This is a genomic window from Actinacidiphila sp. bgisy160 (assembly GCF_057707815.1).
In genome coordinates this window covers 358,079-372,691 of the sequence record NZ_JBYIQW010000001.1, presented here as the reverse complement: position 1 = coordinate 372,691, position 14,613 = coordinate 358,079, and the positions used below count along the sequence as shown (strand labels likewise).

The window sequence follows — 14,613 nt, the reverse complement described above, 5'->3', positions numbered from 1 at the left end:
TGCTCGCAAGGCCCGAAAGAGGGGGTGCTGCCGGTGTCCGGGCGTCGACTGCGAGCCCTGCGCGCACTGAGGAACTCGGCGAAGGAGAAGGCCAGGGCGGCGAGGACGACGGCCCGCCCGGTCCCCTCCGCGCTTCCGGCCGGGGAGGGGGACGTCCCCCTGGAGCCGCGGATCGCGGACGCCGCGGCCGTCGCCGTGAGCAGCGTGATGGACGCGGCCCTGTACCGCGACGGCCGGCGCATCTCGACGCCCTCCTCGCTCGCCGAGGCGTACGCGCAGCTGCGCGCCGAACCCGGCGCGATGGCGTGGATCGGGCTCTACCGGCCGAGCGAGGCCGAGCTGGTCTCGCTGGCCAAGGAGTTCGACCTGCACCCGCTGGCCCTGGAGGACGCGATCCAGGCCCACCAGCGCCCCAAGCTGGAGCGTTACGGCGAGACCCTCTTCGTCGTCCTCCGCGCCGCCCGCTACCTGGACGCACCGGAGGAGGTCGACTTCGCGGAGCTGCACATCTTCGTCGGCCCCGGCTTCGTGCTGACCGTCCGCCACGGATCGGCCCCCGACCTGTCCGCCGTGCGGCGCCGCATGGAGAGCAACCCGGAGCTGCTCACGCTGGGGCCCGAGGCGGTCCTCTACGCGATACTCGACACGGTCGTCGACGGGTACGCACCGGTCGTCGCGGGGGTCGAGAAGGACATGGAGGAGAGCGAGATCCAGGTCTTCGGCGGTGACCCCCAGGTCTCCCGCCGGATCTACGAGCTCTCCCAGGAGGTGCTGGAGTTCCAGCGCGCCACCCGCCCGCTCGTCCCGATGCTGGACGGCCTGCAGGCGGGCTTCGTGAAGTACGGGACGGACGAGGAGCTGCAGCGCTACCTGCGCGACGTCGCCGACCACGTCACGCACACCATCGAGCGGGTGGACGGCTTCCGGCAGGCCCTCGCCGACCTGCTCACCCTCAACGCGACGCTCGTCGCGCAGCAGCAGAACGCCGAGATGCGGGCGCTGGCGGAGGCCGGCTTCGAGCAGAACGAGGAGATCAAGAAGATCTCCGCCTGGGCCGCCATCCTCTTCGCGCCCACACTCGTCGGCACGATCTACGGCATGAACTTCGACCACATCCCCGAGCTGCACTGGCTGCTCGGGTACCCCTTCGCGATCCTGCTGATGAGCGTGGTCTGCGTCAGTCTCTACCTGGTCTTCAAACGGCGCGGCTGGCTGTGAGAGGGGCCCGGCGGGCTCAGATCCTGGGATGCGCCGGCACGTGGGTGACCTCCTCGATCTCGTGCGCCGCCTTGCCGAGGAGCTGACGGGCGAGATCGTTGAGCGCCCTGGCCGCCGCGAGTTCCTCGCCGACCCGTTCCTGATCGGGGTCCGAGGGGTGCCGGCTGGCGTGGCCGTGCGACCTGACCTCCGTGCCGTCCGGGAGGCGGAGCAGCGCGGCGGCCTTCGTCCGTGCGCCCTCCTCCCGGAAGTCCATCTCGATGTGCCATCCGACGAGGGTCTGCATGACGGAACACCTCCAGCGGTCCGGTGTCTCCTTCCAGCGTGCTCCCTATCGCGGAACTACTCCACCAGGGTGACGATGGAGCCAAAGGAAATCGGCCCACGCCACAAGGAGGCGCCGTCATGACCACCGCACTGGACATCATGCATCCCGGCGCCATGTGCGTCGGCGAGCGGGAGAGCCTCACCGACGCGGCCCGGATCATGCGCGAGCAGGACATCGGCGCGCTGCCGATCTGCGGGGACGACGACGTGCTGGTCGGCATCCTCACCGACCGGGACATCGTGCTGAGGTGCGTCGCCGAGCGTCGCGACCCGTCCGAGGTCTCCTGCGGCGAGCTGGCCATGGGCCGGCCGCAGATCATCGAGGGGGACGAGCGGATCGAACGGGTGCTGGAACTGATGGAGGAGTACCGGGTGCGCCGGCTGCCGGTGATCGACCATCCCGCACACCGTCTCATCGGCATGATCAGCGAGGCCGACGTGGCCCGGCACCTGCCGCGGGACCGGGTCGCCGAGTTCGTCTCGGCCGTCTGCTCGGACTGACCCGCGGCCGTGTGGACGGGGCGGTCACGGCCGCCCGATCCGGGCGAGCGCCTCGTCCACGCTCGGCACCGGCCGGAAGGCGTGCATCAGCCCGGTGGCCCGCAGGATCCTCAGGGTCGAGGGCCGGGCGCAGACGAACTGCACCTGCCCGCCGTGGCCGCGGACCCGGCTGCGCACCCGGCACAGGGCGGCGAGCCCGGAACAGTCGATGAAGTCGACGGGGCCCAGGTCGACGACGAGGTCCGGGCCTGGGGCGCGGGTCAGCGCGTCGAGCAGCGGGGTGATCTCCATCGCCGCCACGATGTCGATCTCGCCGCTGAGTTCCACCACGACGCACCCGTCGATCGTGTGGGTACGCAGGTACGGGCTCACCGCAGCATGAGATCACCGAGCCGATGAGCCGACCAATGCGTCAAGGTCCACTTCACTCGATCGAGTGAGACCTGTGAAAAGCTGCAAAGTCCCAGTTCAGGGCGGTGATGGAGCGGCACCCGGCGTTGCCGCCGGGGTGTGCTCAGATGCCCCGGAGGACGGCGTTCAGCCGGTCCCGGGTGGCCTCCGGGGAGAGGCAGTCCGCGCGAAGCTTGGCCATGACCGCGCGGTACTGGTCGACCTCCTCGCGCTTGTCGATGTACATCGCCCCGGTGAGCTGCTCCACGTACACGACGTCCGGGACGTCCGACTCCGGGAAGGTCAGCTGGGTGAAGGTGCCGCTGGCACCCGCGGAGTACCCGGTGAACTCCAGCGGCAGCAGTTGCACCGTCACGTTCGGCTGCTGCGAGACCTCCACCAGGTGCGCGAGCTGAGCCCGCATCACCTCCCGCCCGCCGAACCTGCGGAGCACCACGGACTCGTCCATCACGGCCACGATCTGCGGGGCGAGCTCCGAGGTGAGCAGCTTCTGCCGCTTGTGCCGCAGGTCCAGCCGGCGCTCCACCTCGTCCCTGGGTGCGTCCGGATGGCCCAGCTCGATGACGGCGCGGCTGTAGTCGTCGGCCTGCAGCAGGCCGTGCACGAACTGCGTCTCGAAGGAACGGATGACCGAGGCGGACTCCTCCAGGCCCACGTACGTCTGGAACCACGCCGGCAGGACGTCGCCGAAGCCGTGCCACCAGCCGGCGACGTTGGCCTCGCGCACCAGCCCGAGCAGGCCCGTGCGCTCAACGTCGTCCGTGATGCCGTAGAGGGTGAGCAGATCGGCCACGTCGCGCTCCTTGAAGCTCACGCGCCCGAGCTCCATGCGGCTGATCTTCGACTCGGACGCGCGGATCGAATAGCCCGCGGCCTCACGGGTGATGCCCTGCGCTTCGCGCAGCCTGCGCAGCTGCGAGCCCAGGAGGATGCGGCGCACCATGGATCCGCTTCCTGACTGCACTGTGGTCATTTGCGCCTACCTTCTCCCCGTGGCATCCAGCAGTCTGCCATCTCCGCGCTGCGTTCAGTACTCGATCGGTCACTCTCGATCGTCACTCCCGCACCAACAGCCCCGCGTCATGCAAATGCACGTGCATCCGCCCCTTGCATCGGCAACCGGCCGTACGGGACGATGACGTACGTGCCGATACCGGGTGGTGCGCATGTGGACTGAGAGCTCGGCCGGGGTGCAGCCCTTATGGGACGGGCTGGTTCCGGAGCGCCTTTCGTCGTCGAGCGCCACCTCCTGCCCATTGCCGCCGCGTTACGAGGCGGTCGGCGACGCACGAAGATTCGCGCGGACGACACTGCACGCCTGGGACCTCGAAGAGCTCCAGGACGGCATCGAACTCGTCGCCTCGGAACTGGTGACCAACGCCCTGCGCTACGCACTCCCCGAAGGCGCGGCCCACGGGTGCGTGCGGCTGAGCCTCGTCCGATGGTCAACGCGCGTAGTGTGCGCGGTGCGCGACCCCAGCAGCCACGGGCCCGTCGCCAAGGCCCCCGACTTCGTGGCCGAATCCGGGCGCGGGCTGCATCTGGTGGAGTCCTTCAGCGAGACCTGGGGCTGGCATCCCCTGACCGGCACGGGGAAAGTCGTCTGGGCGCTCTTCCGCATGCCCGGGCAGAACGACGGCCCGTCACATTGAGCCGTACCGGGGACGACCGTGGTCAGTTCACCACAAAATGATCGAACTCCCCGTTCTTCATCCCCACGATGAGGGATTCAATCTCTTCCTTCGTATATATCAGCGCCGGTCCGTCCGGAAAACGTGAATTGCGCACGGCCACGTCCCCGTCCGGAAGCGCGGCCAGCTCCACGCACTGACCGTTCGCATTGCTGTGCCGGCTCTTCTGCCACTCCACTCCGCGGAGATCGGACGCGGCCATGCCGTTGTACGTGTGGCGCATGCTTCTCTCCAGGTAAGTACCTTGCAGGACAGGGGAGATGATAGCCAGAGACGAAGTCACGTGCATCTGCACGTGCAAGTGCACGTGCAGTCACTCAGGGTGAATTCAGCGGCCAATGAAGAGCCAACGAACCGCTCCACGGAATTGCTCCCACCGCATGCGACGGCCCCGTCCGGGAATCGGATTCCCGGACGGGGCCGTTTGATGCCGAAGAGACCCGGAGCCGTTGCGGTCACTCCTGACCGGCGGGCACGGTGCCGAGTCGGCCCGCCTTGAAGTCGTCGAAGGCCTGGGCGAGTTCGGCGTGGGTGTTCATCACGAACGGGCCGTACTGCATCATCGGCTCACGGATCGGCAGCCCACCCAGAAGGACGACCTCGAAGTTGGGGCTGCGCGTCTCCTGGGACTCGTCGGCACGGATCGTGAGGGAGTCGCCGCGCCCGAAGACGACGGCCTGCCCCATACGGAAGGGCCGGCCCTCCGGCCCCGCGGTGCCGCGGCCGGACAGGCCGTACGCCAGGGCGTTGAAGTCCGCGCGCCAGGGCAGCGTGAGCTGGGCGCCCGGGTTCACCGAGACGTGCAGCATGGTGATCGGGGTGTGCGTGGCGCCGGGGCCCTGGTGGCCGTCGATGTCCCCGGCGATGATCCGGATGAGCGCGCCGCCGTCCTCGGACGCCAGCAGCTTGACGTTGCCGCCGCGGATGTCCTGGTACTTCGGCGCGATCATCTTGTCCTTGGCGGGCAGGTTGACCCACAGCTGCAGCCCGTGGAAGAGGCCGCCGCTCATCACCAGCGCCTCGGGCGGGGTCTCGATGTGGAGCAGGCCGCTGCCGGCCGTCATCCACTGGGTGTCGCCGTCGGTGATGGTGCCGCCGCCGCCGTGGGAGTCCTGGTGGATGAAGGCGCCGTCCATGATGTAGGTGACGGTCTCGAAGCCGCGGTGCGGGTGCCAGGGAGTGCCCTTGGGCTCGCCGGGCGCGTACTCCACCTCACCCATCTGGTCCATCATGATGAACGGGTCGAGGTTCTTGTAGTCGATGCCCGCGAAGGCACGGCGGACGGGGAAGCCCTCCCCCTCGAAGCCGCTCGGAGCGGTGGTGACCTGCAGCGCACGCCGCTGTACCGCGTCGGCGGGGGCGTGGACGCGCGGCAGGCTCAACGGGTTCTCGACGGTCACTGCAGGCATGGCCAGGATCCTCCTCGGATTGTTCAACGTTCAACATAGTTGAACGCTGAACTTCCCGCAACCGTTCCCCGGCCTTTGTCCGGTTTCCGTGGGGTGGCGGCTGGATCAGCCGTACATCCGCCGCATGGTGAACTCCACCATCTGCTCGACCGCCTTCGCGTCGAACACCATCCGGTGCTCGCCCTCCATGTCCAGCACGAAGCCGTAGCCGGTCGGCAGCAGGTCCAGCACCTCGGCACCCGTGATCACGAAGTACTTGGACTCCTTGCCGGCGTAGCGGCGCAACTGCTTCAGCGAGGAGAACATGGGGATCACGGGCTGCTGCGTGTCGTGCAGCGCCAGGAAACCGGGGTTGTCGCCGCGCGGGCAGTAGACCTTGGACGTGGCGAAGACCGCCTGGAAGTCCTCGGCCGACATCGAGCCCGTCGTGAACGCGCGCACCGCGTCCGCCAGCGAGGGCGGCGACGGCTCGGGGTAGCTCGCACCCATCGGTGCCCCGCCCATCGGCGCTCCGCCCATCGGCGGCGCGGCCCCTGCCATCCCGTTCTGGTCGTAGCCGTACACGGCACACAGCGTATCGGGCCGCCGGCCCGCCACGGGAGCCTCGTGGAGTTCGAACCGGATCGCCTTGCCCTCGCCCGGCGGAAGAGGTGCCCGCGACGGGCGCCAGGGTGACCGCCGCCGACATGTCCATGTGGTCGCGGGCGTTGAAACCGGGCCCGGGTCACCCCCGAGTGGACTTACTGCGTCCGGGGCGGAAGCGCCATCGGCCCGGGCTCATGGCGTCGAGCTCCACCGTGCCGGTGGCGCTGTCCCGGCGCCGGACGCCCGCGCCGAGCGCGGCCGGCGCGCCCTCGACGCGTATTCGCATGGTTTCTGGTTTTTCGTGGCTTTCATCCGAATGGGGTCGGGCGCGCGTACCCCCGTAGACTGGGGAGGCCTCATCCCCGAAATCAGACGACTTGGATGAACGATGCATCGGTACCGGTCCCACACCTGCGGTGAGCTGCGCGCCACCGACGTAGACGCGGAAGTGCGCCTGAGTGGTTGGCTGCACAATCGCCGGGATCTGGGCGGCATCCTGTTCGTCGATCTCCGGGACCACTACGGGGTGGTCCAGCTCGTCGCCCGTCCCGGCTCGCCCGCGTACGAGGCCCTGAGTCACCAGTCCAAGGAGTCGGTGCTCCGCGTCGACGGACGCGTCGTCGCCCGTTCGGAGGAGAACCTCAACCCCGATCTGCCCACCGGCGCGATCGAGGTCGAGGTCACCGAGCTGGAGGTGCTCGGCGCCGCCGACCAGCTGCCGTTCCCGGTCTTCCCAGAGGACAACGCCAACGAGGAGGCCCGGCTCACCCACCGCTTCCTCGACCTGCGCCGCGCGCGCATGCACCGCAACATCATGCTGCGCACCCAGGTCATCAGCTTCCTGCGGCGTGAGATGACGGCGCTCGGCTTCAACGAGCTCGCCACCCCGATCCTGTCCGCGACCTCGCCCGAGGGCGCCCGCGACTTCCTGGTGCCCTCCCGCGTGCACCCCGGCACCTTCTACGCGCTGCCACAGGCCCCGCAGCAGTTCAAGCAGCTGCTGATGATCGCGGGCTTCGACCGCTACTTCCAGATCGCGCCCTGCTTCCGCGACGAGGACAGCCGCGCCGACCGCTCGCCGGGCGAGTTCTACCAGCTCGACATCGAGATGAGCTTCGTCGAGCAGGAGGACGTCTTCGCGGTCATCGAGAAGGTCATGACCGACCTCTTCGAGGAGTTCGGCAACGGGCGCCACGTCACCTCGCCCTTCCCGCGGATCCCCTTCCGTGAGGCCTTCGTCAAGTACGGCAACGACAAGCCCGACCTGCGCGCCAAGCTGGAACTGGTCGACGTCTCCGACATCTTCGCCGCCTCGGGCTTCAAGGCCTTCGCCGGCAAGCACGTCCGCGCCCTGCCCGTGCCGGACACCGCGGACCAGCCGCGCAAGTTCTTCGACAACCTCGGCGACTACGCCGTCGAGCAGGGCGCCAAGGGCCTGGCCTGGGTGCGGGTCGGCGACGATCTGACGCTCACCGGCCCGATCGCCAAGTTCCTCACCGAGGACGACGTCAAGGCGCTGCTCACAGCGGTCGACGCCAAGCCCGGCCATGCCATCTTCTTCGGCGCCGGCGAGTTCGACGAGGTCTCCAAGATCATGGGCGCCGTCCGCGTCGAGGCCGCGAAGCGGGCCGGCCAGTTCGAGGAGGACGTCTTCCGCTTCTGCTGGATCGTCGACTTCCCCCTGTTCGAGAAGAACGAGGACACCGGCCAGATCGACTTCTCGCACAACCCCTTCTCCATGCCGCAGGGCGGCCTGGAGGCGCTGCAGACCAAGGACCCGCTGGACATCCTGGCCTGGCAGTACGACATCGTCTGCAACGGCGTCGAGCTGTCCTCGGGCGCGATCCGGAACCACGAGCCCGAGATCATGTATAAGGCCTTCGAGATCGCCGGCTACAGCCGCGAGACCGTCGAGCACGAGTTCGGCGGCATGCTCCGCGCCTTCCACTTCGGCGCGCCCCCGCACGGCGGCATCGCCCCCGGCGTCGACCGGATGGTCATGCTGCTCGCGGACGAGCCCAACATCCGAGAGACCATCGCCTTCCCGCTCAACCAGAACGCCCAGGACCTGCTGATGGGCGCGCCGAGCACGGTCGACGAGGCCCGGCTGAAGGAACTGCACCTCGCGCTGCGGCTGCCGCCGGAGAAGAAGGCCTGACGCCCGCCCGCACGGCATGACGCCGATGGGCCCGGAACCGTTCGGTTCCGGGCCCATCGGCGTCTGCCCGTCTCCGGTGCCGTCCCGTCGGGCCGACCCGCCGTCAGCCGACGACCTCGACCGCGCAGCGAATGCCGGAAACTCGGGCCATCCGCCCGTCGGTGGTCAGGAGCGGGCAGCCGTACGCCTCCGCAGCGGCCACGTACGCCGCGTCGTACGCGGTGAGGTCGCCCCGCAGTTCCCAGACGCGGGGCAGCAGAACACGGGTCATCGGAACGACGGGGTCGAGCCCGCAGAGTGCCTCCACCGCGTCCGCGGCATGGCCGGCCGTGATCTTGCCACCGAGCAGACTGCCCCGGATCACGGACATCACCTCGATCGTCCAGTGCTGCGGCGCGATCCAGCGGTCGTCCGCGGCCAGGGCGCTTCGGCAACGCTCGCCGGTCGTGCCCTCGTCCAGGAGCGAGAAGGCGAAGACCGAGGCATCGACGACGATCACTCGTCGCCTTCCGGCACACCGAGTTGCGCGTCCCGTTCTGCCCTCGCCGTACGCAACACGTCCGTGACGTCGCCTTCGGCAAGCCGGGTGCCGTACGCAGACCTCGAGAACCGCTCGACAACGGCCAGGTTGTCCCTGCGCCGCACCTCGTCGCGCACGAGGTCGAGCAGGTACGCCTGAAGCGACTGGCCGCGCTCCTCCGCTATGGCCGCGAGACGGTCGCGAAGGTCCTCGGGTACGTCACGGATCTGGAGAGCAACCATACGGACACTGTGCACGCTTGCATGCATATGTGCATGCAAGCGCCTGGCGAGACGACGGCCGGCCGCGCCGGTCAGCCGTCCAGGGCGACGAGGGCGACCACGGGGCGGGCCGGGTCGCTGTCGTCCACGGCGACGCCGCGGCTGTAGGCGCCGTGGTCCGCGGCGGCGGGGGCGTGGTCACCGGCGTAGCGGGCGCGCTCCAGTCCTCCGGCGGCGCGGCGGCACGGGTCGGCGGGCGGCTCGCCCACGCGCAGGGCTCGCACGTCGGAGCCGAGCGCGCCGAAGCCGGAGGCGGAGAGGAACTGCTTCAGGCCGGCGGCGGTGGTGCGGAAGCGCAGTTCGAGGTTGTACTCGCCGGACAGCCCGCCGGTCTCCGCGAGGTAGTGCACGTCCTGCGGGCCGTCCGGCAGCCGCAGGCCGAAACGCCCGGCGGCCTTCGCCAGCGTGACGTTGCTGCCCCGGCACGCGCCGTCCGCACCCGGGGCCGCCCCGGAACGGCGGTCGCCCGAGCCGGTCAGGGACACCGCGAGGATCACCCCCGCCACCACGACCACCAGGGTCAGGCCCACCGCCAGAATGAGCACCAGCGGGGATCTGCCCCTCGCGGCGGTGGGCATCAGGCCGCCTCGGGCTCGCCGCCGAAGCGCTCGCGGTAGGCGTCCAGGTCCTCGTCGGTGATCTTGGCGAAGAGCACCGGCGGAACGGTGAACGCGGTACCGGCCGGGACGGCGGCCAGGGCGCGGGCCTCCTCCGGGGTGGCCCACACGGCGGTGTCGTCCCTCAGGGCGAAGGCCCCGCGCATGGCGGCGGACGTGGCCGGGATGAACGGCTCGGAGATCACCGCGTAGAGGTGGATCAGGTTCATGGCGGTGCGCAGGGTCAGGGCGGCGCCGTCGGCGTCCGTCTTGATCTCCAGCCAGGGAGCCTTCTCCTCCAGATAGGAGTTGCCGGCGCTCCACAGCGCGCGCAGCGCCTGCGCGGCCTTGCGGAACTGCAGGTCCTCCATGTGGCGCTCGTACTCCGCGAGGAGCTCGGCGATCTGCTCGCCCAGGCGCCGCTCGGCCTCGCCCGCCTCCTTGCCCGCCGGCACCTCGTCGCCGAAGCGCTTGCGGGAGAAGGACAGCACGCGGTTGACGAAGTTGCCGAGGGTGTCGGCCAGGTCCTTGTTGACCGAGGCCGCGAAGTGCTCCCAGGTGAACGAGGTGTCGTCGGACTCGGGCGCGTTCGCCATCAGGAAGTAGCGCCAGTAGTCGGCGGGCAGGATCTCCAGGGCGGCGTCGGTGAAGATGCCGCGCCGCTGCGAGGTGGAGAACTTGCCGCCGTAGTAGTTCAGCCAGTTGAAGGCCTTGACGAAGTCGACCTTCTTCCACTTGTCGCGGGTGCCCAGCAGGGTGGCCGGGAACATCACGGTGTGGAAGGGAACGTTGTCCTTGGCCATGAACTCGGTGTACCGGACGTCGGTGTCGACGTCGTACCACCAGGAGCGCCAGTCGCGCTCCTCGCCCTCGGGGGCGGCGTCGGACCACTCCTTGGTGGCGCCGATGTACTCGATCGGGGCGTCGAACCAGACGTAGAAGACCTTGCCCTCGGCCGCCAGGTCCGGCCAGGTGTCCGCCGGCACCGGCACGCCCCAGTCCAGGTCGCGGGTGATGGCGCGGTCCTGGAGGCCCTCGGTCAGCCACTTTCGGGCGATGGAGGAGGCGAGCGTCGGCCAGTCCTTGCCGTGCTCGTCGACCCAGGCCTCGACCTCGTGGGAGAGCTTGGACTGGAGCAGGAAGAGGTGCTTGGTCTCGCGGACCTCGAGCCGGCTGCTGCCGCTGATCGCCGAGCGCGCGTCGATCAGGTCGGTCGGGTCCAGGACACGGGTGCAGTTCTCGCACTGGTCGCCGCGGGCCTTGTCGTAGCCGCAGTGCGGGCAGGTGCCGACGATGTACCGGTCGGGCAGGAAGCGCTCGTCGTCCAGGGAGTAGACCTGGCGGATGGCGCGCTCCTCGATGAAGCCGTTCTGCTTCAGCTCGCGCGCGATGGCCTGGGTGATCTCCACGTTCTGCGACGAGGAGCTGCGGCCGAAGTAGTCGAAGGAGAGGGCGAAGCCGTCGTAGACCGCCTTCTGCGCGTCGTGCTGCTGGGCGCAGAACTCGTCGACCGGCAGCCCGGCCTCCTGCGCGGCGAGCTCGGCCGGCGTGCCGTGCTCGTCGGTGGCGCAGATGTAGAGGACCTCGTGGCCGCGCTGGCGCAGGTACCGGGAGTAGACGTCGGCCGGGAGCATGGACCCCACCATGTTGCCCAGGTGCTTGATCCCGTTGATGTACGGAAGGGCGCTGGTGATGAGGTGTCGAGCCATTGCCGGCTGCTCCCAAGTCGCTACTGTGGGTGAGGATTTCCTCTACGGACCGTCAATATCGTATCCGACCGTGAAGGTCCACCCGTTCGCCTTTCCCGGCATGCGGACAACCGCGTCCACGTGATCCGCTGGCCGGGTGGACGCGCCCCTTCTGCCGGCCTCCGCGCGACGGACGGCCGCGTGGTGCGCCGTCGTGCTGCTGGTGGCCGGTGTGGGCGCGCTCGCCGTCTGGCTGATCGTCACCTTCGCGGCCGTGGTCACGCCCGTCCTGCTGGCCCTGCTGGGCAGCGCCCTGCTGGGCCCGCTCCACCGGCGGCTGCGGGCCGTCAAGGTGCAGCGGTCGCTGGCCGCCGCGCTGACCTGCGCGGCACTGCTCGTCTTCGTGGCGGGGGCGGGCTTCATCCTCGTGCAGAGCCTGCTGCAGACCGGCGACGAGATCGTGGCATCGCTCAAGGAAGCGGCCCAGAAGGTGCTGCCGCGCCTGGGCGCGCCGGGGACCTCGCTGAACGACACCATCGACAGCCTCAAGTCCTTCGCCACCAAGTACGGCGCCCGCGCGGCCTCCGGCGTGTGGTCCGGGCTCAGCCTCGTGGGCCAGGCCATCGCGACCGCCGTGCTGGCGCTGCTGCTGACCTTCTTCTTCCTGCGCGACGGCGCCCGCTTCCCCTCCCTGCTGCGGAACGCGGCGCCGCGCGGCAGCGGGCCCCTGCTGGAGCGGATCGCGCGCCGCGCCTTCACCGCCGTCCAGGGCTTCATGCGGGGCACGACGGTGATCGCGCTGATCGACGCCACGCTCATCGGCATCGGCCTGCTGATCCTGCGCGTGCCGGGGGCAGTGGGCTTGGCCGCGCTCGTCTTCATCGGCGCCTACATCCCGTACCTGGGGGCGTTCATCTCGGGGGCGGTGTCCGTGCTCGTCGCCCTCGCCGACCGGGGGTGGGTGATCGGCCTGTGGGCCCTGGGGGTGGTGCTGGCCGTACAGGTGCTGGAGGGGCACATCCTGCAGCCCATGGTGCAGAGCCGCACGGTGCACATGCACCCGGCCGTGGTACTGCTGGCGATCACCGCGGGGGCGAGCCTGGCGGGCATCCTCGGGATGCTGCTCGCGGTGCCGATCACGGCCGCCGCCATCGGGGCCCTGGACGAACTCCACCCCCGGGAGCCGGATGTCCCTCCGGAAGCCGAAGGTCCTCCGTCACATCCGGCCGGATAGGGGTTGTTTTTATTACCGACGGGTAGCATCATTACCGACTGGTAAGTGATAAAGCTGCGAGGACTGCGAACCCATCCCGCCGTCCGACCGACCCCGACGGAGCCGTCGCCATGGGCCACTACAAGTCAAACCTTCGCGACATCGAGTTCAACCTCTTCGAGGTCCTCGGACGCGACAAGCTGTACGGGACCGGCCCGTTCGCCGAGATGGACGCCGAGACCGCCAAGGACATCCTGTCCGAGGTCGCACGCCTCGCGGAGAACGAGCTCGCCGACTCCTTCGCGGACGCCGACCGCAACCCGCCGGTCTTCGACCCGGCGACCAGCACCGCGCCGGTGCCGGACTCCTTCAAGAAGAGCTACAAGGCCTTCATGGCCTCCGAGTACTGGCGCCTGGGCCTGCCCGAGGGCATCGGCGGCACCACCGCCCCGCCGTCCCTGATCTGGTCGTACGCGGAGCTGATCCTCGGCTCCAACCCGGCCCTGTGGATGTACTCCTCCGGCCCGGCCTTCGCCCGCATCCTCTTCGAGGAGGGCAACGAGGTCCAGAAGAGGATCGCCGGGATCGCGGTCGAGAAGACCTGGGGCTCCACCATGGTGCTCACCGAGCCGGACGCCGGCTCGGACGTGGGCGCCGGCCGCACCAAGGCCGTCGAGCAAGAGGACGGCTCCTGGCACATCGAGGGCGTGAAGCGCTTCATCACCTCCGGCGAGCACGACCTGGAGGAGAACATCCTCCACTACGTCCTCGCCCGCCCCGAGGGCGCCGGCCCCGGCACCAAGGGCCTGTCCCTCTTCCTCGTCCCGAAGTACCTCTTCGACTTCGAGACCGGCGAGCTGGGCGAGCGCAACGGCGTCTACGCCACGAACGTCGAGCACAAGATGGGCCTGAAGGCCTCCAACACCTGCGAGATGACCTTCGGCGACAAGCACCCCGCCAAGGGCTGGCTGATCGGCGACAAACACGACGGCATCCGCCAGATGTTCCGCATCATCGAGTTCGCCCGCATGATGGTCGGCACGAAGGCGATCTCCACCCTCTCCACCGGCTACCTCAACGCGCTGGAGTACGCCAAGGAGCGCGTGCAGGGCCCGGACCTCGCGCAGTTCATGGACAAGAGCGCGCCCAAGGTCACCATCACCCACCACCCCGACGTGCGCCGCTCCCTGCTGACGCAGAAGGCCTACGCCGAGGGCATGCGCGCCCTGGTCCTCCACACTGCCTCCGTCCAGGACGCGATCGCCGTCGCCGAGGCGGCCGGCGAGGAGACCAAGGGCCTCGAGGCGCTCAACGACCTGCTCCTGCCGATCGTCAAGGGCTACGGCTCCGAGCGGGGCTACGAGCAGCTCGCCCAGTCCCTGCAGATCTTCGGCGGCTCCGGCTTCCTGCAGGAGTACCCGATCGAGCAGTACATCCGCGACGCCAAGATCGACACCCTCTACGAGGGCACCACGGCGATCCAGGGCCAGGACTACTTCTTCCGGAAGATCGTCCGCAACCAGGGCGCCGCGCTGACCGCCCTCTCCGAGGAGATCAAGAAGTTCCTCGCCGAGGCCACCGGCGGCGAGGAACTCGCCGGCGCCCGCGAGCAGCTCGCCAAGGCCGCCGTGGACCTGGAGGCCATCGTCGGCAAGATGCTGACCGACCTCGCCGCCACCGAGCAGGACGTGAAGTCCATCTACAAGGTGGGCCTGAACACCACCCGCCTGCTGCTCGCCTCCGGTGACGTCGTCGTCGGCTACCTGCTGCTCAAGGGCGCCGCCGTCGCCGCCGAGAAGCTGGCCGCCGGCGCCTCCGCCAAGGACACGGCCTTCTACACCGGCAAGATCGCCGCCGCGAAGCACTTCGCCGCCGAGGTCCTGCCGCAGGTCTCCGTCGCGCGGTCCGTCGCCGACGGCGTCACCCTCGACATCATGGACCTGCCCGAAGAGGCGTTCTGACCCGGTCCTGACCGGTTCCGGCCGGGACCGATACGGCAACGACGGCCCGCTCCT

The 14,613-nt window shown here is 69.4% G+C and carries 16 protein-coding genes; 6 read left to right on the top strand and 10 right to left on the bottom strand.

The window, feature by feature from the left end:
- Nucleotides 1–33 precede the first annotated feature (33 nt).
- Entirely contained in the window at nt 34–1,218 is a 1,185-nt protein-coding gene (locus tag AC3EUJ_RS01775) for a magnesium and cobalt transport protein CorA (RefSeq protein WP_431959052.1), read from the top strand.
- Between the two features lie 16 nt (nt 1,219–1,234).
- Here the strand turns inward: AC3EUJ_RS01775 and AC3EUJ_RS01770 are convergent, their stop codons facing one another.
- Nucleotides 1,235–1,504 (bottom strand): DUF1876 domain-containing protein, encoded by a 270-nt coding sequence (locus tag AC3EUJ_RS01770; RefSeq protein ID WP_431959051.1) that lies wholly within the window; start codon nt 1,502–1,504, stop codon nt 1,235–1,237.
- 119 nt (nt 1,505–1,623) lie between these two features.
- On the opposite strand from AC3EUJ_RS01770, the gene AC3EUJ_RS01765 reads away from it, so the two are divergent.
- On the top strand, nt 1,624–2,046 hold the full coding sequence (locus AC3EUJ_RS01765; protein ID WP_431959050.1) for a CBS domain-containing protein: 423 nt from the start codon (nt 1,624–1,626) through the stop codon (nt 2,044–2,046).
- Nucleotides 2,047–2,070: 24 nt separating this feature from the next.
- Here AC3EUJ_RS01765 and AC3EUJ_RS01760 read toward each other — a convergent pair whose 3' ends face one another.
- Both AC3EUJ_RS01760 and AC3EUJ_RS01755 read right to left on the bottom strand, forming a co-directional pair.
- Nucleotides 2,071–2,418, bottom strand: a complete 348-nt coding sequence (locus tag AC3EUJ_RS01760; protein ID WP_431959049.1) for an STAS domain-containing protein — start codon at nt 2,416–2,418, stop codon at nt 2,071–2,073.
- A 142-nt stretch (nt 2,419–2,560) separates the two neighbouring features.
- Nucleotides 2,561–3,430: a helix-turn-helix domain-containing protein gene (locus tag AC3EUJ_RS01755; protein WP_431959048.1), complete on the bottom strand. Its 870-nt coding sequence runs from the start codon at nt 3,428–3,430 to the stop codon at nt 2,561–2,563.
- Between the two features lie 193 nt (nt 3,431–3,623).
- Here AC3EUJ_RS01755 and AC3EUJ_RS01750 point away from each other — a divergent pair, with 193 nt between their 5' ends.
- Nucleotides 3,624–4,109: an ATP-binding protein gene (locus AC3EUJ_RS01750; RefSeq protein ID WP_431959047.1), complete on the top strand. Its 486-nt coding sequence runs from the start codon at nt 3,624–3,626 to the stop codon at nt 4,107–4,109.
- Nucleotides 4,110–4,131: 22 nt separating this feature from the next.
- Here AC3EUJ_RS01750 and AC3EUJ_RS01745 read toward each other — a convergent pair whose 3' ends face one another.
- From AC3EUJ_RS01745 to AC3EUJ_RS01735, 3 genes are all read right to left on the bottom strand, one after another.
- Entirely contained in the window at nt 4,132–4,371 is a 240-nt protein-coding gene (locus AC3EUJ_RS01745) for a DUF397 domain-containing protein (protein ID WP_431959046.1), read from the bottom strand.
- A 232-nt stretch (nt 4,372–4,603) separates the two neighbouring features.
- On the bottom strand, nt 4,604–5,557 hold the full coding sequence (locus AC3EUJ_RS01740) for a pirin family protein (protein ID WP_431959045.1): 954 nt from the start codon (nt 5,555–5,557) through the stop codon (nt 4,604–4,606).
- A gap of 105 nt (nt 5,558–5,662) precedes the next feature.
- The gene (locus tag AC3EUJ_RS01735; RefSeq protein ID WP_431959044.1) at nt 5,663–6,121 is read right to left on the bottom strand and encodes an SseB family protein; all 459 of its coding nucleotides are present in this window, start codon (nt 6,119–6,121) and stop codon (nt 5,663–5,665) included.
- Between the two features lie 409 nt (nt 6,122–6,530).
- Between AC3EUJ_RS01735 and aspS the strand changes: the two genes are divergently transcribed.
- Nucleotides 6,531–8,300, top strand: a complete 1,770-nt coding sequence (gene aspS / locus AC3EUJ_RS01730; protein WP_431959043.1) for an aspartate--tRNA ligase — start codon at nt 6,531–6,533, stop codon at nt 8,298–8,300.
- A gap of 103 nt (nt 8,301–8,403) precedes the next feature.
- Here the strand turns inward: aspS and AC3EUJ_RS01725 are convergent, their stop codons facing one another.
- The 4 genes from AC3EUJ_RS01725 to metG all read right to left on the bottom strand — a co-directional run bounded on the left by AC3EUJ_RS01725 (nt 8,404) and on the right by metG (nt 11,406).
- Nucleotides 8,404–8,799, bottom strand: coding sequence for a type II toxin-antitoxin system VapC family toxin (locus AC3EUJ_RS01725; RefSeq protein WP_431959042.1), 396 nt, complete (start codon nt 8,797–8,799; stop codon nt 8,404–8,406).
- Entirely contained in the window at nt 8,796–9,062 is a 267-nt protein-coding gene (locus tag AC3EUJ_RS01720) for a hypothetical protein (protein WP_431959041.1), read from the bottom strand. Before AC3EUJ_RS01720 ends, AC3EUJ_RS01725 begins: the two co-directional genes overlap by 4 nt.
- 71 nt (nt 9,063–9,133) lie before the next feature.
- Nucleotides 9,134–9,679 (bottom strand): hypothetical protein, encoded by a 546-nt coding sequence (locus AC3EUJ_RS01715; RefSeq protein WP_431959040.1) that lies wholly within the window; start codon nt 9,677–9,679, stop codon nt 9,134–9,136.
- Nucleotides 9,679–11,406 (bottom strand): methionine--tRNA ligase, encoded by a 1,728-nt coding sequence (gene metG / locus AC3EUJ_RS01710; RefSeq protein WP_431959039.1) that lies wholly within the window; start codon nt 11,404–11,406, stop codon nt 9,679–9,681. Before metG ends, AC3EUJ_RS01715 begins: the two co-directional genes overlap by 1 nt.
- 136 nt (nt 11,407–11,542) lie before the next feature.
- On the opposite strand from metG, the gene AC3EUJ_RS01705 reads away from it, so the two are divergent.
- The gene (locus AC3EUJ_RS01705) at nt 11,543–12,619 is read left to right on the top strand and encodes an AI-2E family transporter (protein ID WP_431959038.1); all 1,077 of its coding nucleotides are present in this window, start codon (nt 11,543–11,545) and stop codon (nt 12,617–12,619) included.
- Between the two features lie 110 nt (nt 12,620–12,729).
- Entirely contained in the window at nt 12,730–14,559 is a 1,830-nt protein-coding gene (locus AC3EUJ_RS01700) for an acyl-CoA dehydrogenase (protein ID WP_431959037.1), read from the top strand.
- Nucleotides 14,560–14,613 lie beyond the last annotated feature (54 nt).

Bases quoted from the DNA above. Each gene is read 5' to 3' on its own strand.
- AC3EUJ_RS01770 (WP_431959051.1), bottom strand. From the start codon at position 1,504: ATGCAGACCCTCGTCGGATGGCACATCGAGATGGACTTCCGGGAGGAG.
- AC3EUJ_RS01765 (WP_431959050.1), top strand. From the start codon at position 1,624: ATGACCACCGCACTGGACATCATGCATCCCGGCGCCATGTGCGTCGGC.
- AC3EUJ_RS01755 (WP_431959048.1), bottom strand. From the start codon at position 3,430: ATGACCACAGTGCAGTCAGGAAGCGGATCCATGGTGCGCCGCATCCTC.
- AC3EUJ_RS01750 (WP_431959047.1), top strand. From the start codon at position 3,624: ATGTGGACTGAGAGCTCGGCCGGGGTGCAGCCCTTATGGGACGGGCTG.
- AC3EUJ_RS01745 (WP_431959046.1), bottom strand. From the start codon at position 4,371: ATGCGCCACACGTACAACGGCATGGCCGCGTCCGATCTCCGCGGAGTG.
- AC3EUJ_RS01740 (WP_431959045.1), bottom strand. From the start codon at position 5,557: ATGCCTGCAGTGACCGTCGAGAACCCGTTGAGCCTGCCGCGCGTCCAC.
- aspS (WP_431959043.1), top strand. From the start codon at position 6,531: ATGCATCGGTACCGGTCCCACACCTGCGGTGAGCTGCGCGCCACCGAC.
- AC3EUJ_RS01720 (WP_431959041.1), bottom strand. From the start codon at position 9,062: ATGGTTGCTCTCCAGATCCGTGACGTACCCGAGGACCTTCGCGACCGT.
- AC3EUJ_RS01715 (WP_431959040.1), bottom strand. From the start codon at position 9,679: ATGCCCACCGCCGCGAGGGGCAGATCCCCGCTGGTGCTCATTCTGGCG.
- metG (WP_431959039.1), bottom strand. From the start codon at position 11,406: ATGGCTCGACACCTCATCACCAGCGCCCTTCCGTACATCAACGGGATC.
- AC3EUJ_RS01700 (WP_431959037.1), top strand. From the start codon at position 12,730: ATGGGCCACTACAAGTCAAACCTTCGCGACATCGAGTTCAACCTCTTC.